This window comes from Algisphaera agarilytica (assembly GCF_014207595.1).
In the GTDB taxonomy this organism is placed as follows: Bacteria; Planctomycetota; Phycisphaerae; order Phycisphaerales; family Phycisphaeraceae; genus Algisphaera; species Algisphaera agarilytica.
In genome coordinates, this window is sequence record NZ_JACHGY010000001.1 from 1,878,909 (window position 1) to 1,903,467 (window position 24,559).

The 24,559-nt window shown below is 62.9% G+C and carries 17 protein-coding genes and 1 pseudogene; 4 read left to right on the plus strand and 14 right to left on the minus strand.

Going from position 1 to position 24,559, the window contains the following annotated elements; all coding sequences use genetic code 11:
* Window positions 1–1,817 (plus strand): hypothetical protein (locus tag HNQ40_RS07915; protein WP_390675041.1); only part of this gene is annotated, 1,817 nt, incomplete at its 5' end.
* Here the strand turns inward: HNQ40_RS07915 and HNQ40_RS07920 are convergent.
* The 6 genes and pseudogenes from HNQ40_RS07920 to HNQ40_RS07945 all read right to left on the minus strand — a co-directional run bounded on the left by HNQ40_RS07920 (window position 1,808) and on the right by HNQ40_RS07945 (window position 13,595).
* Window positions 1,808–3,727, minus strand: a complete 1,920-nt coding sequence (locus HNQ40_RS07920; RefSeq protein WP_184677339.1) for a DUF7453 family protein — start codon at window positions 3,725–3,727, stop codon at window positions 1,808–1,810. The genes HNQ40_RS07915 and HNQ40_RS07920 overlap by 10 nt on opposite strands.
* A 228-nt stretch (window positions 3,728–3,955) precedes the next feature.
* Complete coding sequence (locus tag HNQ40_RS07925) at window positions 3,956–8,026, minus strand: beta strand repeat-containing protein (protein WP_221435427.1); 4,071 nt, start codon at window positions 8,024–8,026, stop codon at window positions 3,956–3,958.
* 196 nt (window positions 8,027–8,222) lie between these two features.
* Window positions 8,223–9,464 (minus strand): annotated as a pseudogene (locus HNQ40_RS07930) (DUF7453 family protein); the annotation flags it as partial.
* A gap of 57 nt (window positions 9,465–9,521) precedes the next feature.
* Window positions 9,522–10,028, minus strand: a complete 507-nt coding sequence (locus tag HNQ40_RS07935; protein WP_184677342.1) for a DUF7453 family protein — start codon at window positions 10,026–10,028, stop codon at window positions 9,522–9,524.
* Window positions 10,029–10,168: 140 nt separating this feature from the next.
* Window positions 10,169–11,497 carry a hypothetical protein gene (locus HNQ40_RS07940; RefSeq protein ID WP_184677343.1) on the minus strand — a complete coding sequence of 443 codons (1,329 nt, stop codon included), beginning with the start codon at window positions 11,495–11,497 and terminating at the stop codon, window positions 10,169–10,171.
* 265 nt (window positions 11,498–11,762) lie between these two features.
* Window positions 11,763–13,595: a DUF7453 family protein gene (locus tag HNQ40_RS07945; RefSeq protein WP_184677344.1), complete on the minus strand. Its 1,833-nt coding sequence runs from the start codon at window positions 13,593–13,595 to the stop codon at window positions 11,763–11,765.
* Window positions 13,596–14,041: 446 nt separating this feature from the next.
* Here HNQ40_RS07945 and HNQ40_RS07950 point away from each other — a divergent pair, with 446 nt between their 5' ends.
* A complete protein-coding gene (locus tag HNQ40_RS07950) occupies window positions 14,042–15,319 on the plus strand; it encodes a glycoside hydrolase family 16 protein (RefSeq protein WP_184677345.1) in 1,278 nt (425 codons plus the stop codon).
* Window positions 15,320–15,394: 75 nt separating this feature from the next.
* Here HNQ40_RS07950 and HNQ40_RS07955 read toward each other — a convergent pair whose 3' ends face one another.
* The 5 genes from HNQ40_RS07955 to HNQ40_RS07975 form a co-directional block, all read right to left on the minus strand.
* Window positions 15,395–15,688, minus strand: a complete 294-nt coding sequence (locus HNQ40_RS07955) for a hypothetical protein (protein WP_184677346.1) — start codon at window positions 15,686–15,688, stop codon at window positions 15,395–15,397.
* A gap of 45 nt (window positions 15,689–15,733) precedes the next feature.
* A complete protein-coding gene (locus tag HNQ40_RS07960; RefSeq protein WP_184677347.1) occupies window positions 15,734–16,828 on the minus strand; it encodes a hypothetical protein in 1,095 nt (364 codons plus the stop codon).
* Between the two features lie 143 nt (window positions 16,829–16,971).
* Window positions 16,972–17,283 (minus strand): hypothetical protein, encoded by a 312-nt coding sequence (locus HNQ40_RS07965; protein WP_184677348.1) that lies wholly within the window; start codon window positions 17,281–17,283, stop codon window positions 16,972–16,974.
* Window positions 17,284–17,699: 416 nt separating this feature from the next.
* Window positions 17,700–18,617 carry a menaquinone biosynthesis family protein gene (locus tag HNQ40_RS07970; protein ID WP_184677349.1) on the minus strand — a complete coding sequence of 306 codons (918 nt, stop codon included), beginning with the start codon at window positions 18,615–18,617 and terminating at the stop codon, window positions 17,700–17,702.
* 182 nt (window positions 18,618–18,799) lie between these two features.
* Window positions 18,800–19,273, minus strand: a complete 474-nt coding sequence (locus HNQ40_RS07975; protein WP_184677350.1) for a hypothetical protein — start codon at window positions 19,271–19,273, stop codon at window positions 18,800–18,802.
* Window positions 19,274–19,451: 178 nt separating this feature from the next.
* On the opposite strand from HNQ40_RS07975, the gene HNQ40_RS07980 reads away from it, so the two are divergent.
* Window positions 19,452–20,702, plus strand: coding sequence for a ribonuclease D (locus HNQ40_RS07980; protein ID WP_184677351.1), 1,251 nt, complete (start codon window positions 19,452–19,454; stop codon window positions 20,700–20,702).
* A 62-nt stretch (window positions 20,703–20,764) separates the two neighbouring features.
* The gene (locus HNQ40_RS07985; RefSeq protein WP_184677352.1) at window positions 20,765–21,262 is read left to right on the plus strand and encodes a GNAT family N-acetyltransferase; all 498 of its coding nucleotides are present in this window, start codon (window positions 20,765–20,767) and stop codon (window positions 21,260–21,262) included.
* A 78-nt stretch (window positions 21,263–21,340) separates the two neighbouring features.
* Here HNQ40_RS07985 and HNQ40_RS07990 read toward each other — a convergent pair whose 3' ends face one another.
* The 3 genes from HNQ40_RS07990 to HNQ40_RS08000 form a co-directional block, all read right to left on the minus strand.
* Window positions 21,341–22,363 (minus strand): MlaD family protein, encoded by a 1,023-nt coding sequence (locus HNQ40_RS07990; RefSeq protein WP_184677353.1) that lies wholly within the window; start codon window positions 22,361–22,363, stop codon window positions 21,341–21,343.
* Window positions 22,364–22,468: 105 nt separating this feature from the next.
* The gene (locus tag HNQ40_RS07995; protein ID WP_184677354.1) at window positions 22,469–23,701 is read right to left on the minus strand and encodes a paraquat-inducible protein A; all 1,233 of its coding nucleotides are present in this window, start codon (window positions 23,699–23,701) and stop codon (window positions 22,469–22,471) included.
* Between the two features lie 64 nt (window positions 23,702–23,765).
* Window positions 23,766–24,509, minus strand: a complete 744-nt coding sequence (locus HNQ40_RS08000) for a hypothetical protein (protein ID WP_184677355.1) — start codon at window positions 24,507–24,509, stop codon at window positions 23,766–23,768.
* Window positions 24,510–24,559: the final 50 nt, after the last annotated feature.

Sequence of the window (24,559 nt, forward strand, 5' to 3'; positions counted from 1 at the left end):
GTTCGCTGGAGCTGTCTTCGCTGGACGGGAGCAACGGTTTTGTCCTGAACGGGATTGATGCCAGCGACCAGTCGGGCGTTTCGGTTTCGTCGGCGGGCGACGTGAACGGTGACGGGGTGGCGGACTTGATCATCGGGGCAGTCGGCGGCGATCCCAACGGCAACAGCATTGCGGGCGAGAGCTATGTGGTGTTCGGCGGCGGCTCGGTGGGCTCGGGGGGTTCGCTGGAGCTGTCTTCGCTGGACGGGAGCAACGGTTTTGTCCTGAACGGGATTGATGCCAGCGACCAGTCGGGCGTTTCGGTTTCGTCGGCGGGGGATGTGAACGGTGACGGGGTGGCGGACGTGATCATCGGGGCACGTGGTGGGGACCCCAACGGCAACGGCAGCGCGGGCGAGAGCTACGTGGTGTTCGGCGGCGGCTCGGTGGGTTCGGGGGGTTCGCTGGACCTGTCTTCGCTGGACGGTAGCAACGGTTTCGTCCTGAACGGGATTGATACCGGTGACCAGTCAGGCGTTTCGGTTTCGTCGGCGGGGGATGTGAACGGTGACGGGGTGGCGGACGTGATCATCGGGGCAATCGGCGGCGACCCCAACGGCAACAGCTCTGCGGGCGAGAGCTACGTGGTGTACGGGGTATCGGTCTTCACCTGGACGGGCCTTTCGGGTGGCAACTTCGATCTGGGCGGCAACTTCATCGGGGGGGTTACCCCCGGGACCACCGGCGGGGTGGTGGTCCTGGAGACCCAGTTCGGCGGGACCATCAACGGGCCGAGCGGTGTCGTGATCGCCGACCGGCTCAGCCTGGGGGCGGAGTTCGGCGTGACGACGCTGGACCTGCAGGCCAACAGCTTGATGCAGGTCCGCTCGGACGTGTCGCTGGATAACTCGGCCCGGCTGACGGGCGCGGGTGGGGTGTTTGCGGTGTCGGGTGACCTGAACAACGCCGGGGAGATCGATCTGGGGGTTAGCGGCCTGCAGGTGGTGGCCGACTCGCTGAACAACACCGGGCTGTTCCGGGGCTCGGGGGTGGTGGATGCGGTGTTTGTCAACTCGGCCAACGGTCGGATCGAGGCGTTTGATCAGAGCGGCGAGATGGACTTCCGCGCGAACGTGCTCAATCAACTCGGCGGGCTGATCGCCACGCGCGGTTCGGCGATGCGGTTTAACCAGGGCCTGACGAATGAGGGGCTGGTGTCGGTGAGTGACGGGGTGAGCGACCTCTTCGGGGACGTGAGCAACACCGGCAAGATCGCCTTGAGCAGCCAGGCGGTGGCGTCGTTTGTGGGTGACCTGGATCAGGAAGGCACGCTGGAGCTGCTGGGCAGCAGCCGCGCGATCGTTTTTGACACGTATACCGGCAGCGGCGGGACGACCGGGAGCGGCACGCTCGAGGTGCTGGGCACGTTCTCCCCGGGTTCGAGTCCGGCGAGCGTGGAGTACGGCGGAAACCTGATCGCCACCGGCGGCACGGAGATCGAGATCGGCGGCACGGGGGTGGGCGAGTTCGACCAGTCGATCGTGGCGGGCGACCTGACGCTGGACGGTGAGCTGACGATCGTGTTGATCGAGGAGTTCGTTCCGATGGCGGGTGATGTGTTTATGATTTTTGATGTGGGTGGCGAACGGATCGGCGCCTTCGACGGATTGGACGAAGGCGCTCTGGTCGGTAGCTACGACGGCACAGGCTTGTTCATCAGTTATCTGGGCGGAGATGGCAACGATGTGACGCTGTATACGATCCCCGAGCCGGGCTCGGCAGCCGTGGTGGTGTTGGTCAGCCTTCTGGGAGCGATGCGGCGGCGAAGCTACTGCTGAGTACGTCGTGGCTTCAACATGAAGCCCGCCATTGTGACTACCAATAAACCGGTGGTGGGTTCGGGGATGGTGGTGAGGGTGTTGGCCGAGGCGTTGGTGTTGCCGAAGTTGTCTTGCCAGACGGTGTAGTCTGCGGCGTCGACGATCCCGTTGCCGTTGCCATCGGCGGCGAGGTCGGTGGTGGAGCCGAAGTTGTCTTGCCAGATGGTGTAGTCGGCGGCATCGACAATACCGTTGCCGTTGTAGTCGCCCATTACGTTGGCTACATCGCCGAGGGTGTTAGCTACGAAGATACCCTCCGTACCATCGGTAAAAGTGGCGTGGAAGGCGAGTTGGCCAGCATCGTTGAAGAAAGCTGGTTGACCATACTCCCAGTCAATGTCGATTGAGGCGATGATACGGAGGTCTTCGTTGAGCGGGTTGTCATCAATATCGAGGAGATCGCCTTTACGAATGACAAGAGTCGGCAGGCCGTCGAGGTCAGTGGCCCAGATGCCGGTGTTGTTGGATAAATCTACGCCGGTGCCAAATAGTTCGCCACGGAAAGCAACTTGCCCTGCGTTGTTGAGGATGGGGTCCCAGCGCAGGCTGCTAAAAACAACGCCGGGCTTGGTTCCGGGAGCGGCGTCGCCAGTCCGGGCAATAATTCCGGGGTTGCTGATGGAACCTACGGCTTCGGACCAAATACCTTCATCGTTAGACCCGTTTACTCCGGTGCCGGTGAGTTCACCGCGGAACGCGGTATGTCCTTTGGCATTGAGAGACGGGCGAGCAAGCCCTCTTCTGAAGGTGACACCGGGTTCAGTCCCGGGCGCCGGATCCCCGGTGCGAACAACGATCCCGGGTCTACCCGCAGAGCCTGCGGCTTCGGACCAAATACCTTCGTTGTTGGAGCCATCCACGCCGGTACCGGTAAGTCTGCCACGGAAAGCGGTCTCGCCGACGTCGTTGAAGGCGAGGTCAAGTAGTCTGCGGAATTTCACGCCGGACTCTGTTCCTGGGGCGTGGTCGCCAGTGCGGATAATCAGATCGAGATTATCCGTGGTCTTGGACCAAATGCCAGTGTCGTTGGAGCTATCGACGCCGTTCCCGGTAAGTTGTGCCCAAAATGCGGTCTGTCCGGCGTCGTTGAGCACTGGTTTGGCTATGTCGATATGACTGAAAATGATGCCGGACCCTGTTCCGGGAGCGGCATTACCGGTTCGGACGAGAATTCCTGGGTTACCGGAAGAGCCTGCGGCCTCGGACCAAATCCCTCGATCGCTGAAACCGTTGGAGCTAAGCGAGGACAGGAGTGCGGTGAACGTGATCTGTCCCGCGTTGTTGAGGACAGGAGCGCTTATGCCGGTGAATTGGACGCCGGGCGGGGTGTCGGGGGCGGCGTCACCATCGCGAAGGAATAGTTCGAGCGAGCCTTTGGGCCCTGCAGCTTGGGAGTAGATCACGAAGTTGTTGGTGTGGTCCACGTCGGGGCCAGTGATGACCGCGCGGAAGGCAATCATTCCGTTGTCGTTGAGGACGGGGCCTACGAATCCATCGAGTTTGACGCCTGCGGGTGTACCGGATGCGTCATCATCATCACGTGCGATGAGTCCGGGGTTGCCGATCGAACCGGCGGTTTCGGACCAGATGCCTTTGTCAGGAATGACGAAGTTCGGATTGATGTTGGTCACGTAGCCCAGGAAGGCGACCTGACCGGAGGCGTTGATCGTTGGGTAGCCGAAGCTTTCGAAGGTGACGCCGGGTTCGGTGCCGGGGGCTTGGGTGCCGCTAAGAGCGCGGGTCTCGATTGTTACCTCGCCTAAGGCAGACGAGGTTATGACCAAGTCTGCGGCAGTTACAAAACCCGTCAACACGGCCACAAGAAAGGTTCGCAACAACCTCGCCGTCTTCGTCTGCTTTTTGTTCATCACTGCCTCCGGAGTACAACATCATCAGATGGGCTCGATGATAATGGTTGCGTAGTGCCTGACAACCTCTGCATGCACCTTGTTGATATCGCCCGTTGAGTAGTGGGTACCTCGAATGCGGATAAGCCTGCTGCTAACTGTGTCTTCTTGTGGGAGTGTACAGTTGCGCGATACTCGACGCCGCGGTGGCCCCGGGTCATTTACCCGGGGCTAAAGTTGATATGGGGATTAGGGCGTAAGTTGGGTGTGGCGGCGACGCGTGGTGGCGAGGCCGGTGAGGGTGAGCAGCACGAAGCCGGTGGTGGGTTCGGGGATGGTGGCGAGGGTGTTGGGCGAGGCGTTGGTGTTGCCGAAGTTGTCTTGCCAGACGGTGTAGTCCGCGGCGTCGATGACGCCGTTGCCGTTGCCGTCGGCGGCGAGGTCGGTGGTGCTGCCGAAGTTGTCGGCCCAGACGGTGTAGTCCGCGGCGTCGACGATGCCGTTGCCGTTATAGTCGCCGGCGAGGAGGTTGATGGCGACGACCGACAGGGCGACGCGGCTGGCTTCGTAGAGCACATCGAACTCCAGGCCGCTATCGAGGGTGGGCAGCGCGATGTTGTCGAAGGTGCCGGTGACGGTGTCGGCGAGGATCAGGTCGTACTCATCGCCCAGGCCGATGCCCGAGACATCCGCGGCGGACACGATCAGCGAGCCAGCGAGGGTGGCGGTGTTGTCGACCTGGAGCAGGTCGTCCGCCCCGGCGGCGGTTTCGATGCCGAAGGCGATGCTGCTGCCGCTGGTGAGTGCCAGAGCGCTGGCGGCGTTGGTGTTGACGATGGTGATGTCGCCGCCGTTGATGGTGCCGGTAGTGATCGCGTCGACGAGCACGAGGTCGCCGTTGGTGTTGTTGAGGGTGCCGAAGTCGGCGGTGCCCTGGGCGATCACGATGGTGCCGCTGTTGACGGTCGCACCCGACGAGAAGTTGCCCTCGGCGACGTTGAGCAGGCCGTCGGATTGAACAAAGGTGCTGTTGGTGACGTTGATGGTTTCGTCTTCGTCGATGACCAGCGTGCTGCCGAAGAGGCCCGAGCTGGTGACCACGATGCCGGAGTTGGTGAAATTGAGCGTGCCCGAATCGAACTCAACTTGACTGAAGCTGCCCGTCGAGATCGACCCGATGCTGAGCGACCCGCCGTCGACTTCGATCGGCCCGCCGAGAACGGCCAAGCCGTCGAAAGCGAGGTGCTTGCCCGCGTCGAGCAGGGCCGGGCCGCCGGAGAACACGGTGTTGATATCGCTGGTCGCAAAGGTTTTACTGCCGGTGTAGCGGATCAGGCCGGTGTCCCAGTTCACGGTGGGCACCGGTGTGTAGTTCGTGCCGGTGAAGTCGAGGAAGATCAGGTCGTTGGCGATGAGTTCGCCGCCGGTGAGGTTGATGGTGCCGCGGTCCTTGAGATAGAAGTCGCCGTCGATGGTGATCCGCCCGTTTTCGAGCAGGTTGAGGGTCGAGGAGCCGGACGATTGGCTTCCGCCGGACGACGAGACGTTGGTGCTGCCGGACATGTAGAAGTTGCCGGCGACGTCCCACGTGGCCATCGCGCCGGGCCCGCCGATGTCGACGCGGCCGACGTTGGTTGACGCTCGGCCGATGAACCCGTTCCCCCCGGTCACGACGGCGCCGCCGTCACGGATGCGCATCTCGCCGTCGACGCGGAGCGAAGACGAACCCGCCGCGACGGAGAGGTCGCCGCCGGTTTCGTAGAGCGAGCCGGCGTCTTCGACGGTCAGGAAGTTGTCGCCGTCGCCGCCCGCGCCGACCTCGGAGTATTCGGCGATCTGGACCTCGCCGCCGTTACTGACGGTGACGCTGCCGCTGGCCCCGTTGGCCTGGCCGATGTCGAGGTAGCGCACGTCCACGAGCGAGCCCGCTCCGTCGACGAGTAGTTCGCCGTGCCCGTTGGATTCGTCGCCGAGGACCATGAAGCCCTGCGTCGCCGGGTTGGCGGCGTCGGTGCGGAAGGCGCGGACGACCGCACCGTCGAGCACGTGGAGCTTGTTGCGGTCCGCCGCGGTGCCCGCCTGGAACCCGACGCTGATGCGTTCGCCGCCGAAGTAGTTGACGGCCGAGCCGACGCCGGTGACGGTGAGCGACGAGTCGTTGCTGCTGTTGACGCGACCGATGATGAGGCGTCGGTCGGCGACGTCCGGGTCGGCGAAGTTGCTCGCCACGTTGACGACCGCGCCGCCGCTGACGGTCATGGTCGCGTCGTTCTCGTCGCCGACAGAAAGACGCTGGGTGAGGTTGAGTTGCGAGCCGGCGCCGTCCACGGTGATGTCGCTGCCGGCGGAGCCGGGCTCGTCGGCGAGGATGAGTCCGTTGCCGTTGACGACGCCGCCGCTGTCGATGTTGAGGAAGCCGTCGCCCTGGAAGCCGACGAGGATGAAGTCGCCGTTGGCGTCGTAGCGGGAGCCGGTGCCGGTGACGTTGAGCGTGCCCTGGGCGTTGGCGCGGTAGCCGATCCAGGTCCGGCCGGAGGCGATGCCCACGCCGCCGGCGGAGATGTTGACGGTGCCGGTGCCGCCGTTTTCGTTCTCCGAGCCGCCGATGAACCAGGTGGAGTTGGTCGTTTCGACGCGGGACCCGACGCCTTCGATATTGAGCGTGCCGATGCCTTCGTCGTCGTCGCCGATGGTGACGCCACTGCCGGTGTCGTTGGTGGCGAAGACGCCGTTGAGCGTGGCGGTCGCGCCGTTGCGGAAGGTGGCGGTGCCGGTTGAGCCGACGCCGGTGCCGTTGCCGACGAACAGGTTGAGCGCGGTGAGCGTGGTGCCGGTGCCGTCGAAGAGCGCGGTGCTGACCGAGCCGTCGCGGAGGCCGACGTTGAAGGACGTGCCCGCCGTGGTGGTACTGCCATTGAACGATTCCCAGACGCCGCGCCCGGCGTCGCCGACGATAATCGCGCCGGACGTTTGGACCTGGGCGTTGGCCCCGTCCACCACCACACGGTTGTCCTGGTCGTTGTTGTCGAGGTCGCCGACGATGATCTGGGCCGCGTTGACCTGCCCGAAGTCTTGGAAGTTGTCGTTGAGGTCTCGGCCGACGCGTAGCTCACCCAGGCCGTCGCTGCCGACGATGACGATGTTATCCGCGTTCACGGCTGAGGCCGTTGTGCCATCGGTGCCGTAGACCGCCACCAGGCCGTTGGCGATCGCCCCGGCGGCGTTGGTGTTGCCGATGATGAGGTCGCCTTCGTTGGTGCTGTCGGTGGCTTGGGCGGTGATCTCGGTGATCAACTCTCCGCCGTTGGACACGGCAATTTGGGCGGTGCCGCCGGATGTGCCGACGAACACGGCGTGGGCCCGCAGGACCGAATCGGTCCCGTCGATCGTGCCGTTGCCGACCGAGCCTTCGCCGCTACCAAAGAGCGCTTGGGGGCTGGCCCCTTCGGCGAGCACGACCTGGCCGCCGTCGAGGATGTTGACCGTGCCGATCCCGCCGAGGTGGCCGACCAAGAAGTCGCTGGTTTCGGCCAGCGAACCGGCGCCCGAGACGTTGAGTGTGCCGACGGAGCGGACGACGGGGTTCGCCGGGTCTGCCAAGTCGGCATCGAAGAAGCTGCGGCCCACGACGATGTCTTGGTTGGCGCTGCCGCCGGCGTTGGTGGTGAGCAGTTGGCCGCCGTTGGTCAGGTTGACCGTGCCGGTGCCGCCATCGCCGCCGATGTTGATGATGCGTCCTTGGCTGTCGGTGCGGACCGCCGCGAGCGTTGAGCCCACGCCGTCGACGTTGACCACGCCCACCGCCCCGGCCGAATTACCCACGAAGATGTTCTCGGCGGTGACGTCCGAGCTGGTCTGGATGCCCAGCGTGCCGAAGCCCTGCTGCGCCACGAGCAGGTCGTTGTCGTTGGTCAGCGCGGCATCGGCGATGTTCCACAGGGCGCTATCGGCGATGTTCAGCGAGGCACCGGTGGCCAGGGAGGTGGCCGTGACGTCATCGATCAACGCGACGCCGGCGGTGGTTAGGTCGCCGCTGGTGATCCCGGAAAATGTCCAGGCGTTGTCGGCCACGGTGAGGTTGTTGCTTTGGCTGCCGGCGCTGAGCACGATCGGGTTGCCCATGAGGTCGACCTGGAACAACGCGTTGTCGGCGAGCGTGGGCGCGTTGCCGGTGTCCCAGTTGCTGCCCGTGCCGTAGATCAGGAAGGGGAACGGCCCCGGGGGCGGCGTGGGATTGATCCACTCGGCATCCTGCGCCTCGGCCCGCATGCCCGCCACCGCGACCACCACAACCAAACCCGTGGCCGACCACGCAGCCACGTTCCGATGCTTTGAAATGTACATCTCAACTCCCAACTAAACCGCCGCCCAGACGGGCCGCGCCGTTGACCCAAAGATGACTCGGACCTTGAGAAGTGCCAAGGCCCGGGGAGGGAAAGAAATGGGGCTTGTACACCTGACCCACCACTGCCTCTGCAGCGTTTATATCACCCCCCGAAAGCCGCAGCAAGAGAATTCAGCGCTCCCGACGACGACCGATCAACCCCGCACCTAAAACGCCCAAAACTGTCAACGAAGCCGGCTCGGGGATGATGGAGAGGGTGCTGGTTGAGGCGTTGGTGCTGCCGAAGTTGTCTTGCCAGACGGTGTAGTCCGCGGCGTCGATCATGCCGTTGCCGTTGCCATCGGCGGCGAGGTCGGTGGTGCTACCGAAGGAGTCTTGCCAGACGGTGTAGTCTGCGGCGTCGACGATGCCGTTGTTGTTGTAGTCGCCCAGGAGCGTGTCGATGATGGTGGCGAGGGCGATGCCTTCGGTGCCGTCTTCGAGGGCGAAGCGGAAGGCGAGTTGGCCTTCTTCGTTGAAGCCGAAGTCGTTGTATAGGAGGAACAGGTTGTTGATGGGGCTGCCTTGGAGATCGTCGCCGATGCGGGCGAGTTCGAGGAGGCCGTGGTCGGGGTCGAAGACGAAATAGGCGAGGGTGGATTGGGGGTTGGTGGCGTCGATGGTGGATGCGAGGAAGGCGACTTGGCCGTCGTCGTTGAGCTTGGCGCCGTGGAGGCCGGTGATCAGCTGGTCGAGGGAGTTGAGTTGGCCGACACGGAAGAGCGGGGCGAATCCGTCGGCGGTGCCGTCGCGGAGGAAGAGGGTTTCGAGGTTGTCTTCGCTGTTGTCGTTGATGGCGGTGCTGGCTTGGATGAGGACTTGGCCGGCGTTGTTGATCTGGGGCTCGCGGAAGCTCAGGCTGGCAAGGGTTCCGCCGCCGGGCAGGGCTTGGCCTTCGCGGGCCAGGGCGGAGAGTCCGTTCGCGGTGCCGTCGCTGAGGAAGAGTCCGCTGTTTGCCCCGTCGGTGACGCCGGCGAGGGTGTTGGTGAAGGCGACATGACCGAGGTCGTTGAGGGAGAACTTGTGGAAGGCGCTGCCTTGGGGGCCGAAGGTCCCGTTGCCATCGGGTGAAGCCTGGTCCTGTTGGACAATGAGCGAGGGGCCTGCGGGGTCACCGCCGAGGTAGAGGTTGGCGACTACGCCAGGCGATGGTGATTCGATAGGGATCGGGGTTGCGCTGTACACGGCCTGTCCGCTTTGATTGAGGCCAGTCAGCTGTTCACGAAAACGGATACCGTCTTCGCTGTCGAAGTCTTCGATGAACGTGCCGCTGTTCGGTGTGCCGTCGGTGCGGTAGAGGCCGCTAGCACCGAAGGGGAATCCGGGCATGTCGAATCGGGCGTTGAACGCAACTTGGCCGGTGTCGTTGAGGGTGCCGTCGAAACGGCGGGGCCGAAGGTCGACAACGCTCCCCCCGCCGTCGGGTAGCGGCTACCCTTCTCGGCCCAGACCGACGAGTCCGCCGGGTGTGCCGTCGCCGACATAGATCCCGGATTCCTCAGCGAATGGATCGTCATTGGTCGAGATATCGGCGATGAAGGCGACTTGGCCGACGTTGTTGAAGCCGGCGATGTGAGGGTTAGCCGCCGCCGCAAAGGATGGTGGTGTGCCGAAGTAAGTGAACGCCCCCGCGCCGTCTGGCGGCGTTTGTCCGGTCCGGGCGATCTCGACGAGTCCGGTGCCGGTGGCGTCGACTCGGTAGATGGCGAGGTTGTCATCGAACCCGCCGGGGGTGCCTGCGAGCGCAGCGGCGAAGGCGACTTGGCCGGTGTCGTTGAGCCAGAACGGGCTGCGGATCGTGGAGCTGACACCCGTTTGGAACGAATCGAGCGTGAACCCGCCGGGCACCGTTTGGCCGGTGGTGACGAGGACTTGTGTTTCGATCGAGGGGGCTGCCTGCACCGCCCCGCCGAGGATCAGCGTGGCGACTCCAACCACGGCGAGCCACGCCCGATGGGGTGCTCGGGCATAGGGCCGTTGCAAGCTCATCCGTCTACCACGAAACACACTCATATTGAAAACCTCCGGGAATTCTTGGGGACGATGAAGCTTGATTAAAGGTTAGCCGTGGTTAGCGATCAGAAGGTGTCGGCGGGTCCACTCGTTGGCCGAGATGGCGTGGCTCTACGGACTCGCCCTCGGCCAAACACGAGGGTGGCGAAGGAAAAGAGCGCGAGGCCGGTCGAGGGCTCGGGGATGATGGATAGGGTGTTGATGCTGAGGTTGGTGTTGCCGAAGTTGTCCTGCCAGACGGTGTAGTCCGCGGCATCGATGATGCCGTTGCCGTTGTAGTCGCCCAGGAGTTCGGCGATGTCGTTGAGGCTGACGATCCACGCGCTGCCGAGGGCGCCTTCGGGGCCGGAGCCGTTGCCGATGAAGGTTTGGCCGTCGGCACTGACATCGACGACGTCTTCGATGCCGGCGACGAAGTCGGCGCCGATGCCGGCGTCGAGGAAGACGTCGCGGAGGTTGCGCATGCCGTGTTCTTCGGTCCAGATGAACGGGGCGTCTCGCTGGGAGAAGGATTCGGCTTCGATGGTGGCTTCGCCGACGATGACCGAGCCGTCGGCGGAGATGGCGGTGGCCCAGCTGTTGAAATCGCCACCGGGCAGATCGCCCAGGCCGACCATGCCGTCCTCTTCGGTCCAGCGGAAGGCTTCGAAGAAGCCGCCGCCGGCTTCGGCGTTGGCCGAGTCGCTGGTGCCGACGATGATCGATCCGTCGGCGGAGATGTCGGCGGCGGTGCTGTAGTCGTTGTCGCCGCCGGGGAGGTAGCCCAGGTATTCGAACTCGCCGTCGGGTTCCCAGCGGTAGGCCTGGGTTCGGCTCGAACTTCCGCCGCTGTAGCTGCGGACGTCGCCCACCACCACACCGGCGTCGGCACTGAGCCCGCCCACATCGACATGCCGCCAAATATGGTGGGAGGGCCCGAGGTCGAGGAATTGGTAGCCGCCGTCGCTGGTCCAGACAAAAGCGTTCGAGCGGCTTTGTGGGCTGTTTGTCGCGTACCCTGCAAGGACCGATCCGTCGGCGGAGATGGCTCGCGCATTGACGCGTGGGTACCCGGTGGCGGGCAGATCGATCGGCTGTTTGTCTCCGCCGGGCTGCCAGGTGTACATCCGTATACCGCCACTCATACCGCCGTAATCGAACAGCGTACCCAAGGCGGTGTCGCCGTTGTCGGTGATGTCGACGGCCCAACTGTCGGCGCCTAGCGGTGCGCCGAGACTGCCCATACCGAGCATGCCGGTTTCGGCGGTCCAATGGAACGCTTCTTCTTCGATTCCTTCGAAAGTACTGCTGCTGCCGATCACGGAAGACCCGTCGGCGGATAGTGCCACTGCTTGGCTGTAGCTGTAGTCCGTACCGTCGGTCAGCGACCCCAGCCAGCGGTAGTCGGCTGCCATGGCGTTACTGCACACCAAGCCCGTACCGAAACACACCACCCATCCCATAAACGCTTTCACAGCAGAACCTCCAGAATCTGTAGACAAACCAAGACATCCCCGGGAGTGAATAAAGACACCGAGGCGGTGTCAATCCAAGCATGCATACTACTTAGCGGAATGTTCCATTACAACGCTATATCCGGATTTCATGGACAGCATGTTTTGCGGATTTTCTGATCGGACCGCGAAGATCGGGGTATCGTTCGCTCAGGGTGTTCAGGGGTTATCCTCGCGCTCTTCGATGTGTACACAGCAAACCACTCAAACCCAACAGCCCTATTGTCCCTGGCTCCGGGAGGATGGCGAGGGTGCTGGTGCCAATGTTCGAGTTGCCGAAGTTGTCCTGCCAAACGGTGTAGTCCGCGGCGTCGATGATGCCGTTGCCGTTGCCATCGGCGGCGAGGTCGGTGGTGCTGCCGAAGGAGTCTTGCCAGATGGTGTAGTCGGCGGCGTCGACGATGCCGTTGTTGTTGTAGTCGCCCAGGAGCGTGTCGATGATCGTGGCGAGGGCGATGCCCGATCTTCCGTCTTCGAGGCTGAAGCGGTAGGCGACTTGGCCGGCGTTGTTGAGGGTGCTGCTGAAGCCGACGTAGGAGAGGGTGCTGCCGAGGAAGGCATCGCCTTCGCGGGCGATTTTGATGAGGCCGCCGTCGTCGTCGTGAACATAGATGCCCGACACGACATCGCTGCTGCCGAGGATGCCGAGGTCAGCTACGACCAGGGCTTGGCCCTGGTCGTTGAGGCCTTGGGGGTGGAACTCGAGGAACTCGGCATCGCCTTCGGGGGTGATTTCTTCGTCGCGTGCGATTTGGAAGAGGCCCTCGGCAGTGCCATCGGTGAGGTAGAGGCCTTGCCCCACGGTTTGACCGTCGGCGGGGTTCATGAGGTCGGTGGCGAACAGCATTTGGCCGGCGTTGTTGAGTTCGTCGTGGTAGAGGAACCCTCCCGCGGAGTGGCCGGTGGGTAGGAGCTGGCCCTTGCGGATAAGGGTGTCGAGTCCGCCGCCGGTGCTGTCGCTGCGGAAGAGGCCGGAGTCGTCGCTGTTGCCGTCGGTAGTGCTGCTGAGAGTGGAGTAAAACGCGACTTGGCCCGCGTTGTTAATCATGGGGGTAATGAAGGTGGGGACGACAAAACTGCCGTTACCATCGGGCGCAGCCTGCCCTTCGCGGACGACTTTGGTCAGGCTGCCGGGCGTGCCGTCGCCGCGGTAGATGCCCTGGTCGTCGGTGGTACCCCCGGGGGTGTCTTGAAGCGTGGCGTTGAAGGCAACTTGGCCGGCGTCGTTGATGACGTACCGCCTGGAAGTAAAAGAGCGGAACGTACCATCGCTGTCGGGAAGAGATTGATCCACGGCGGCGATGGTCGTATCTCCGGAAGAGGTGCCGTCGCCGCGATAGATGCGGGTTTCATAGGTAAACGGTGTGGAGTCGTCACTGACCGAAGTCACAAAAGCGATCTGCCCGGCGTCGTTCAACTCAGGAGTCGAACTGGAGAATTGAAAAAAAGATTCTCCGCTGCTCGGCAGCGGTTGGCCCTCGCGAGCGAGGTTGACGAGGCCGCCGGGCGAGCCGTCGCCGAGGTATTGGCCGTGGGCGTATCGGGTGAAGTAGGGAGAATTGGTTTCTGCGAGAAAGGCAACCTGCCCGGCGTTGTTGATGCCTGAGGCGAAGTCTGCTGCTGCAAAAGTACTGAAGCCCAAACGACGGAATGTGCCGTTGCCTTCAGGCACCTCATCGCTAAGGCGTACGATTCTTACGAGTCCTTCAGCCGTGCCGTCGCCACGGTAGATTCCTTGGTAATCGCTAAACCCGCCGTTGGTGCCGGTGAGTTCGACGCTGAACGCCACCTGGCCTATGTCGTTGAGGTGTGGGGCGAAGTTCCAAAAGAAGTCGAAAGTGCCATCGTTTTCGGGGGTGGCTTGGCCTTGGATGGCGACAATAGCGGTGTCTACCACAGGCGTAGCGTTCACGTTGCCGACGCTCATACCCGGCAGCGCCAGCCCACACGAGACCGCCAGGGCCCAGCCCCTGTCCTTGGTCTTCACAACAGCATCCATCACCGCGTCCTCCGAAAAGCAAGGCCCGCCCGGGCTTGGTTTGAAACGATCCCCGAAATTGGGAGAACCAGAGCTCCTAGCCTAACAGAACACACTCACAGATCAACGATTGGCATGGTTTATTAAGCATAAACGGCCTGCGGCTAGACGAGATTTGCCCCTTGGCGAAACGCTTGGCCTGGAGCAAAAACCTCGACATCCAGCATGCATATCGATATGCTTGACAACCACTCGGATATCGGATCGTCCCACGTTTTGGGGCGTGGAGCTCATCGGCCAACACGCTTTCAACCCTGAATCACACCCGGCTAACGCGTCACCACCGATGCGCTTAGCGGCGATGTGAGTTTTTTGTTTGATGCAGGATTCCTCACGGCGACGCGTGGCGTTGTTCTTGTGGCGTTCTAGATGTTTTCTCCAGCCCTAACTCAACGAGTGATCTCAAAATGTACACCCAACCCCAGAATCGATGGTCTCATTACATCCTTTCCCTCATCGCCGGCGTCGCCTTCACCGCCGCCGCCCCGCTCTTCGCCCAGCCCCACACCGGCGACCCCGAAGAGAGTTTCGCCCCCGACGGCTACGAGCTCGCGTGGGAAGACGATTTCAACGGCCACCAGCTCGACCACGACAAGTGGTTCTACCGCAACGGCATCGACCGCGGACGCACCGTCATGTCACGCGACAACGTCATCCTCGACCACGGCCACCTCAACCTCGTCGTACAGTCCGGCGACTTCCGCATCAACCGCGAAACCTACCCGTACTACAACGGTGAACGCGACACGTTCAACTACGTCGGGGCCGGCGTGATCAGCGATTGGCGGTTCTCGCTCGGCTACTACGAAGCCCGCTCGAAGATGCTCGACGCCCACTACTGGCACCCCGCGTACTGGCTGGAAGTCGTCAACGCGGATGACGACAACAACCTGCTTCGCTTCCACAACCGGGCGGAGATCGACATCATGGAATGCGAGCCGCAGTGGCCCGTCGCGCAGAGCATCCGCGTGCACGACTGGCTGACGGGCGGGGAACACCGCAAGCTCCCGCCCAAAGACCCAAAGACCAAGCACAACATGACCATCGCGTCGGACCAGTCGCTGGGCTGGTACGTCTGGGGCATGGAACTCACCGAAGACCAGGCGATCTTCTTCGAGAACGGCCGACACGTCGTGACCGTCGATATCCCCGACGACTACCGACGCGACCCGATGAACATCATCCTGTCGTGCGTGACGATCAAGGACCCCGAAGACAGCGGCATCCAGAAGTTCGATTGGGTGCGTTACCACGAGCCGGCGTCGCTGCGGGAGAGCGATCGGAAAGAATGCGAAAGACTGATCCAGTTCACGAGTCTAGTCGGCCCCGATTTCATGGACGAACGCGATACCGAGGCCTCAAACGGCTGGCGGCAGCGGGCGAGCAACGCGAAGAAAGGCGACTTCGTAACGTACCGCGTGTACGTGAACGAGCCGGGCGAGTACGCGGTGAAGCTGCGGACGTTTGCCGAGGACGACGCAACCGGTGCGTGGCGTCTGACGATCGATGGCGAGAAGCAGGGCAAGCCCATCCGTGCCGACAAATCGACGGGTTATGTCGAATGGGAACTGGGCACGAAGGCGTTTGCGGAGAAGGGCTACGCGGAGTTCACGCTGACGTGCGTGAACGCGAAGGGTAAGGGGGCGGTGTTGGACTTTGACTGGATCGAGTTGGTGAAGGAGTGAGGGGTGAGATCGCCGGGATGCCGGGTGTCCCCGGTTGGCCGTTATTTTTCGTTACCCCCCCGCCTTTGGCGGGGGCTAGGCGTGGCGGCGAAAGCGCATCACCGGCCGGAAGAGTACTTGGGGGGCGTCCGCCCTGCCGGGCGTTTGGCTGGCAAGGTCGGCGAAGGCGGGGGTATCGACATCGCGCAACGTGTCGAGGTTCAGTCCGTAGTCGCGGTGCAGTACGCCGGCGTCGTTGAGACGGACTTCCTCGCCTTTGTGGTTTACGGCGATGGGTGCGTCTGTGTCGGCGTCGGCATCGGCGTCCAGCAGCTTCCACCCTTGTTCGCGGTAGGCGTCGCGCCCCTGTTCGTTGCGGTTGAAGATCACGATGTCGTGGAAGCCTTGCTCTCTGGCGTAGGCGTATGTGTAGTTTTAAAGGGTGTAGACCAAGTCGGCGTAGAGGGTTTGTTTTTCTTCCGTACCCAATGCCTCGTTTGGTGTGCCGAGGGTGGTGGGGCAGATGATGTGGCGGGTGATGGCCAAGACGCGGTGCTCGGACAGGCAACTCAACTTCAATGGGCGGAGAGTCATACACGCCAAAGTCTTGCCCCGATACCGAACCACGAGGTGGCGGGCTTCCCCACCGGCTTCATGGTCGATGCGCATCGCTTCGAGTCGGCGTTGCCAGTGGCCGTGCTGCCCCTCGGGGTCGTCGAGCCCGGTGGCTGTGTCTTTGCCAAGGGCCTCCAGGTGGATGCCCCGCCTGCCGACGAGGGGTTGGATGTTCTGGTGAAACGTCCCGTCCTCGAAGGGTGCTTCATCGGAAGGGGTGTGGTTGTCGCGACGCTCGAGTTTGCAGTTGAATCCCAGGAAATGCTGAGGGATTTTGTTGAGGCTGTAATACAGCCTGTGGGTCTCGGGGATCGAGAGCCCGTAAGCGGTGGGTACGAATTGGGCGTTGCGCTTGGTGAATAGGGCGTAGCTGTAGAGCTGGTCGGGTTTCGCTGTTTCGAGGTGGCGGATGATCTTGCGCATCGTGGTGCCATGGTGGATCGGGCCATCGAAGACCAGGACCGATCGAGTGGCGACAGCCTTGGCGAGATCCTCCGAACTCAGTTCTCTGGCCCGATCTTTGCCGTACTCATCTTTGTCCAGCATCCAGTAGCGGTATCCGCTCTCCGCTTTATTCCGGCTCGTGGTGCAGTAGATATACGAAGCGTTGTAAAGGGCCCACGGCCAGCGGGGGCGGTCGGTGTCGGCGTTGTATTCGTTGATCCAGCCGACCAATGCTTCATAAAGCTGGTGGCCCGACTCGCCTACCAACACGATGACCGGACGGTACGTCTCGTCTTCGTACCCCTTCGGCCAGAGTTCGGGGCCGAAGCGGGTACACATATCTAACAGGAGCGCCCGTACCTGTTCTTGCCCTAGGAACTGGGTCAGCATCATCTGGCGGTCTTGGTTGTTGGGTGGCGTGTCCTGTGAGTCATTGGGCAGGACTGCGGTGGTTCCCGGAGTTGAAGCCATGCGTCGTATCTTGGTGGTGAAGGATCAGATATCAAAAAACCCCAGATCAAAATGAGGTGGGGTAATTTAACAAATTCCAAGGGGTTGTCGAGAGATTCAACTTGGCCTGCGGTCGGCTTCCGGAGCCCGTATGAACAACCGGTCTAATTCGCGGGGTTTGTCTGGAAAATGGCCGCGTCGTCGTGGAGCTCGTAATTGTTTCCCACGAGAGCTGAAATCTCGGCGGTGCGCATCTGCATGCATGATCGGCAGAGGTGTTTTTGATCGACCTCCACCGCCCGCATGTGTTCTTTGCCGTGCAAGGTTTCGTGGATGATCTCGCCGCAACGGTCGCAGGAATGTTGGTCCTCACGGCCTTCTTCAGATTCGTTGACGAGTTCGACGAGTCGGCTCACTTTGTTGTAAGGCGTGAGCCGAAGTAGTGCCGGGTCAATCGGATGGTGGTCTGTGTTCACGAGCTCAATCTACTTTCGATGGCAAGGGTTGGCATCTTCGACCGCCCCTATGCCTTAACCGAAAACTATAGCGCCATGCGGCAAATGATACAAATCGTCAATCCCTTGGGACGATCCTGCTTATCGACCATCGATGTAAAGATGGGCGAATTTCTATCGGTCTTCCGTGACCCCGGAGTGAGTGCTGAACCGCCCTCAACCTGAAAGCAACATCATAAGCATATCCGCCCAACCCTTGCAAGCCGCACAACCTCACCCCTCCGCCTTGTCCGTTGCAGGTTATAACCAGGCCGGAAACCAAATGTAGGAATAATGGCGATTTAGAACGTGTGCGAGAAGGCTGGTTTTGCCCCCCTTCCTCCGGGAGAGGGGGACAAGCCAATCGCTTCTCGTGCAATTTTTAGGGGCTCGTTCCGTTACGCGGGCTCGATGAAGTCGATCTCGCCACAATCCGGCAGCAGGCCGGCGGCGATGCCTTCTTGGATGAGTTGGCGCACGGCTTGTCGGCCACGTTCGCCGTAGTCGAGGGTCCAGTCGTTGACGTACATGCCGACGAATTTGTCGGCCAAGTCCGCACCCATGTCACGGGCATAATTCAGGGCGAAGTTCACCGAGGCTTCGCGGTGTTCGAGGGCGTACTCGATGCTGTCGAGGAGGATGCGGCAGATGGTTCGGGCTTCGCCGGACTCGACGAGGTCGCGGCGGATGGCGTTGGCGCCCAGGGGCAAAGGGAGGTTGCGGGACTGGGTCCACCAGGTGCCGAGGTCGACGAGTTTTTCCAGGCCGTTGTTCTGGAAGGTGATTTGGCCTTCGTGGATGATGAGGCCCGCGTCGAACTCGCCGCTTTCCACTTTTTGGAGGATCTCGTCGAACATGACGGGCTGCCAGTCGAGGTCGTCGGCCGACAGGCCGTGCTCGGCGAGGAGGAGTTGGCAGGACAGCCAGGCGGTGGTGCGCTCGCCGGGGATGGCGAGCTTGGCGCTCTTGAGGTCTTCGATGGTTTTGAACTTGTCGGGGGGGCAGACGATCATCGGGCCGTAGTTGTCGCCCATGGAGCTGCCGCAGGAGGTCATTGCGTATTTGTCGGCCACGTAGGGATATTCGTGGACGGAAAAGGCGGTGATCTCGAGTTCGCCTTTTTCGGAGCGGACGTTGAGCGACTGGATGTCCTCGAGCACGTGGACGAAGTCGTAGCCCTTGGTGTCGATCTTGGGGGTGAGGGTGGTGCCGTCGGGTGCGGTGAAGTTGGCCAAGGGGTACCACATGAAGGCGTCGTCGGGGTCGGGGGAGTGGCCGATGTGGAGGGTTTTGTTCTGGGTGGGTGCAGTGCTCATGTCAGCAGTTTAGGCGTTTAAGGGGGTGGGGGGATTTAGATGTCCGAGCACGCTGCGTCAGCGAGTGGGTGGGAAGCGGGGGTTGGGGGAAGGCGTGGCAAGGCGGTCGCCTGCGCGGCGGGCGGTCAGGGCTACGCCCCGACACCCCGAAGGCATGGCGGCTGTCGAACTTTAGCTCCGGGTCATTGACCCGGGGTTGCCGCGGCTTCGGTTCCGCCAGAGCTACCGTAGCGTTCTTCGTGAATCAAGATGGGATGGTTCGGGCCTTGGCGGAAATCGATGGCGTTACCGGTGGCAGCCCCAAGATCGGCGAGACGCCCGGCCCCGAAGAGGTAGACCCTTGAGCCTTCACACCAGAGGGGCTCGGCCTCGTTGGAGTGGTAGTCGTGTGAGGCGACGAGTTGGAGGTCATCGTTGAAGATCAGCAATCGGTAGGCAAGGCCACGCGGTGCAGGCATGCCGGAGAGGATCAGGCGTTGGGTGGCAATGTGGTAGTTGCCGGCATCGGTCGTGATGTCGCCGATGTAGGCCAGTTGGGTTTGTTGCACCCCGTGGGGCGGTGCGGCGGCGGCGGTCATGCGTTGGTAGAGAGATAGATGGGGCGAGCAGCCGATTAAGGCCAAGGTGAAAATACAGATCGGGAGGTACCGCAGCATGTAAGAGAGGGTATCTCGAAATTGGTTCTGCGCCGCTGCGGCCCCGGGTCATTGACCCGGGGCTAAAGTGGGGGGACTGCAGACAATCCCGGGAGGTGTAAAATGGGGTGCATTCACGAGACCTATCATTCGGTTACGGCGGGACCGGAGTCGATGGAACGACCCCCCGGAAGCACCCATGCCCGGCAAACGCAACCTGAAAACCAACGGCGGCTGGCCGAACTACCGCAGCCCGCACCGCCAGCGTGCGGACGCCGAGGCGCACGCGGAGCAGGCCGCCCCGCCGCCGGTGGTCGAACACGATCTGGTGCCCGATGGCGAGCTGGGCGTGGTCGAAACCCAAGACGCGCTGCTCAAGTTGATCGACGAACTGCGGGACGCGGGCCGCTTTGGTTACGACACCGAGTTCATCGGGGAAGAGACGTTTTACTCGCGGTTCTGCGTGGTGCAGGTGTCGACGCCGGAGAAGATCACGCTGATCGACGCGTTGGCCCCCGGAATTGATCTACTTCCTTTCTGGGAGTTATTGGCTGAGCCGGCGGTGGAGAAGATCGTGCATGCGGGGCTGCAAGACATGGAGCCGGTGCAGCGGCTGACGGGTAAGCCGCCGGCCAACGTGTTCGATACGCAGATCGCCGCGGCGTTTGCCGGGCAGCCGTACCCGATGTCGCAGGCCAAGCTCTGCCTGGCGGTGGCGGAGGCGGACCTGGGCAAGAGCAGCAAGTTCAGCCAGTGGGACCGCCGGCCGTTGACGCCGCATCAGAAGCAATACGCCGCGAACGACGTGCGGTACCTGCACCTGGTCCGCCACCGCATTGGCAAGCGGTTGGACGAGATGGGGCACGCCGACAAGGCGCGGACGGAGTGCCAGCAGTTTTCGGACCCGTCGATCTACCGGGTCGAGCCGTTGGAGATGAAGCTCAAGGCCAAGGGCGGCGGGACGCTGAACCGCAAGGAACAGGCGATCGTCAACGCGCTATTGCTCTGGCGGGCCGAGGTGGCGGAAGAGCGTAACCTGCCGATGCGGATGCTCCTGGAAGATCAAATCCTGGTGGACCTGGCCAAGACGCCGGTGACGTCGGCGAGCGAGGTGGCGTCGTTTAAAGGTATGCCCTGGCCTGTGAAAGAGGCGTACGCGCAGACGCTGGTGGACCTGACGGCGGCGGCGTTGGCCGGGCCTTTGCCCAAGCGCAAGCGGGGGTACAAACCGCTGAGCGACACCGCCCAAGCCCGCCTCGACGAGTTGTGGGAGGCGGCCCAGGCTCACTGCGATGCGTTGTCGATCGCCCCGTCGATGGTGTTCACCAAGCGGGAGCTCACGGCACTGGTCCGCGCGGAAGAAAAAGGCAAAGCTCCGCCGACGGGGCTGCGCATCGGCACGGGTTGGCGCCGCGAGGTGTTGGAGCCGGTGCTTGGGGCGTTGCTTTGATTGGGCGATTTGGTGATTGAAGAAGTAGCTGCGACGCCACGCGTCGCTGGAGTGGTAGCACCATGTCGATTAAGGTACGGGGTTGGTCGGAGAACGATTGGCCCGGCATGTGGCGGATCATCGAACCGGTGGTGCGAGGCGGGGAGACGTATGCGTACTCGCGGGACGCGACTGAGTTGACGATGAAGCGGGCTTGGACCGAGTTGCCCGAGGCGACGTTCGTTGCGGGGGACCAGGCGGGCGCGTTGCTGGGGACGTATTACCTTAAGGCGAACCAGCAGGGGCCGGGGGCGCATGTGTGCAACTGCGGGTACATCGTGGGGGCCGAGGCACGCGGCCGGGGTGTGGCGACACTGATGTGCGAACACTCGCAGGCACAGGCGGTGGCGATGGGGTTCCGGGCGATGCAATTCAACCTGGTGGTATCGACGAATGCGGGGGCGGTGCGGTTGTGGGAGAAGCTGGGATTTGAAATCGTGGGGAGGTTACCCGGAGCGTTCGATCATCCACGGGTGGGTGAGGTGGATGCGCTGGTGATGTTCAAGCGGTTGGGGAAGTAGGCAGTGGGAAAGCAAAGGTAAGTGTGCGATGGGGAGAGGCTTTCCCCACACCCCATTGCCCACTGCCCAGTTCCCCACTCAATCAAACGGGTTGATGAAGTTGAAGATGTCCCCAAGGGGATCGGGCTTCGGGTCAGCGGGCGTGTCCGGATCGGCGTCGGCTTGTTCGTCTTGCTCGGGCGTGGGCGCGGGCTCTTCGACAGGGATGAGATTCGGGGCCCAGGTCTCGAAGTCTTCGGGGGGTGCGTGTTGCATCTGGAAGATGGAGTCGGCCGTGACCTCTTCGCCGGGGTTGTCCGGGGTGGCGACGTCGATGCTGATGTCGAGCGCCGAGTTGAGTCGGGGGAAGTCGATCTGGTAGCCGCCGAGGCCGAGGGACACCGAGTTGAGGTTGGCGACCGCCCGCTTGCGGTGCCAGAACACGCTCTTCTCGCGGATGAGGTGGGCGAACGGCAGGTCGATCTCGGCGATGAAGACGACCGATTGGCCGTGGGTGGGCAGGCGCATGCTGACGACCCGGCCGATGGGGATACCGCGGAACCGGACGGACGTGCCGGGCTCGATGGCGTCGCGTTGGTCGGAGGTGATGAACAGGCGCAGCCCGCCGGTCATGCCTGCATCGGACGGCGGGCCGGAGAGCGCGGTGAACGACTTGTTGCGACGCGGCACCTCTTCGCCCGGGCGGTACTCGATGCTCGGCCCGGCGAGCAACGACTCGACACCGCTCACGTCGGTCAGGCTGAACTCGGGGCGGAGGACCCACCAGTCCGAGTCGGGCGTGGCCAGCGGCAGCCCGGATTCGTTGAGCCTGATCGACACGGTGGCGCCGTTGCCGTTGGGGCTGAGCGCGACGTTGGTCACCGTGCCCACCTCGACGCCGCGGCAACGCACGGGCGTCTGGAACGCCTTGATCCCCGAGGCGTCTTCCAGGCGGAGCGTGACGTTGGGCTCGTTCTGCGTGTACGCCCAGTAGGCGAAGTAGCCCACCACCGCGAGCCCGAGGACCGGCAGCAGCCAGGCAAACGGCAGACGGCGGCGACGCACCGGCACCGCGGCGGGCAGGCTCGATGCGGGGGGTGGGGTGGGGTTTGTTTCGTTCATGTTGTATCCAGTTTGATTGTTTTTCACTTTAGCCCCCGGTGAGTCACCGGGGGCCGCCGCGGTGTTTTGGGTTGCCGCGGCCGCCCCGGGTCATTGACCAGGGGTTCATGTCGAGTCCTTCGTGCGCGACCAAAACACGCGCGGGTTGATCTCCTCGGCCGCGGCGATCGTGATCACCACCACCGCCAGGAACGCGATCGCCCCCGGCTTGGGATCAACCGACGCCAACGAACCCAGCCGCACCAGCCCGATGAGCAGTGCCACCACGAACATGTCCACCATGGACCACCGCCCGATCGTCGCGACAAAGCGGTGCAGTTTCGTCATGCAGCGGGCCGTGCTTGCCCGGCGCGGGTGGCGACACAACAGCATCGCGATGATCACAAACACCTTGGCGATCGGCACACACAGGCTGGCGACAAATACCAGCGCCGCCAACGCCGGCGACCCGCCGAAGTACAAGACCTTGATCCCCTCCCACACCGTCGCGGGCTCGGGCGGGCCGAGCTCGGCGATCCGCATGATCGGCACTAGGTTGGCCGGCAACAACAACACCGCCGCCAGCCCCACCAGCACGACGCTGCGCACCAGCGCCTTGTGTTCGTCTTCATTGATCTCCGCCCCGCACCGCTGGCAGCTCAGCTCGTGGTCGGCCATGCAGCGCGGGATCCGCTGCGCCAGCCCGCAGGTCTGACACCCCACCACGGTGTCGGCGGTCATGCAGGGGTCCGTGCCCTCCGGTGCGACCTCGGCCCGCTCGCTGTGCGGGCAGTCGACGCTGGGTTGCAACAGCTCCCAAAACCGGTGCGGCTTCACCCGGCGGGCGATGATGATCCACACTGCGAGCGCCGCGAGAAACAGGTGGAAGCCTCGGCCGTAGTCGAGGTGCCCTTCGTGCCCGAGCTTGCCCGCCGTGACCAGCACGCCCAGCAGGAATACCTCGAGCATCACCCACGGCCGGAGCTTGTGCATGCTGCGCAAAATACCGGCCGTGCCGGGCCCGGGCATGCGGGCCGCCAACCCGCCGCAGACATACAGCATCCCCAGCCCCCACAAGATCGGCCCGACCACCGTGCAAAACAGCACCGCCATGCCCACGGCCGTGCCGCCCAGCCGGATCGTGTCGATCGGCGGGTGGATGATCGCGATGCGGTTCTGCCCGCTCGCAAACGTGAACGACATGAACAGGTCTTGCGTCGCCACAAGCATGCAACCCAGCAGCAGCAACACCCAGAACATCGCCTCGATCGGCCCCGCCGGCGAGCGGTGCCGCAGCGTGTAATCACAACGCCGACACTTCGCCTTGCCCGCCGGGTAACCCGGCAGGGTTTGGATCAATCCGCAGCTTGGACATGTGTGAACAACGGCCATGACATCAAGAATAAGTGATTACTGACCGGAATTATTCATTGGTGAGTTGGTTGTGACGTTTTAAGGTACTGAGCATTTCGCTTGCACCCGATTGGTGGGTAGCCGGTAGCCCGGCGCTGTGATCGGGGGCAGCGGGTTGAATCAGGGTTACGCTCAACGCATAGTCGTGGAGGAAGGTGTGCGTGTTTTCAGAGTACGGCTCGGCCGAAAGCGAATCAATGATTGTGAGGTGGTCTTCTTCGGCTCCGTTGTCGAGGACCACCCAGTGATAGGTGCTTCGGTACACCAGGGCGACGGCTAGGTGTTCATCGCGAAGGTGATCATTCAGCATCACCTGGCTCTGCGGATCATCGAGTGATAGAGGTTGAACCCCGAAGCCGTCTTGATCGAGGACGCGGTAGAGGTCGGGTTGCAGGGTCCCAGTGGATTCGTCATCGAACGGGTTGGCTTTGGCATCGACTCCCAGTCGGAAGCGTAGGTCGTACCTGTCGGGATCAAGGCCGTAGGCGCGGTACAGCGATCGGAGCGAGTGGAGGCCGCAGGTGTGGGGCTCGGTCTGTATCTCGGCCACAACCGTGGTGGGCGTGGGGTTGGGCGCGGCGGAGGTTTCGGCGCTGTGGTACTTGCCGGACATAAACCCGCAGCCGTGGAATATGAGTACCACTAAGAGCAGTATGACAATCGGCGTGGCCAAGGCCGCGAGCCCGACTGTGCGCCACAGTATCCGTCGGTGGGACGCGGCAAGGTCGGGATTGGTGGGGTTTTTGGTCGACACGCTTTACGGACTCCGCGGTAGGTCGTGGATACCAGATTAAGTCAACCTTA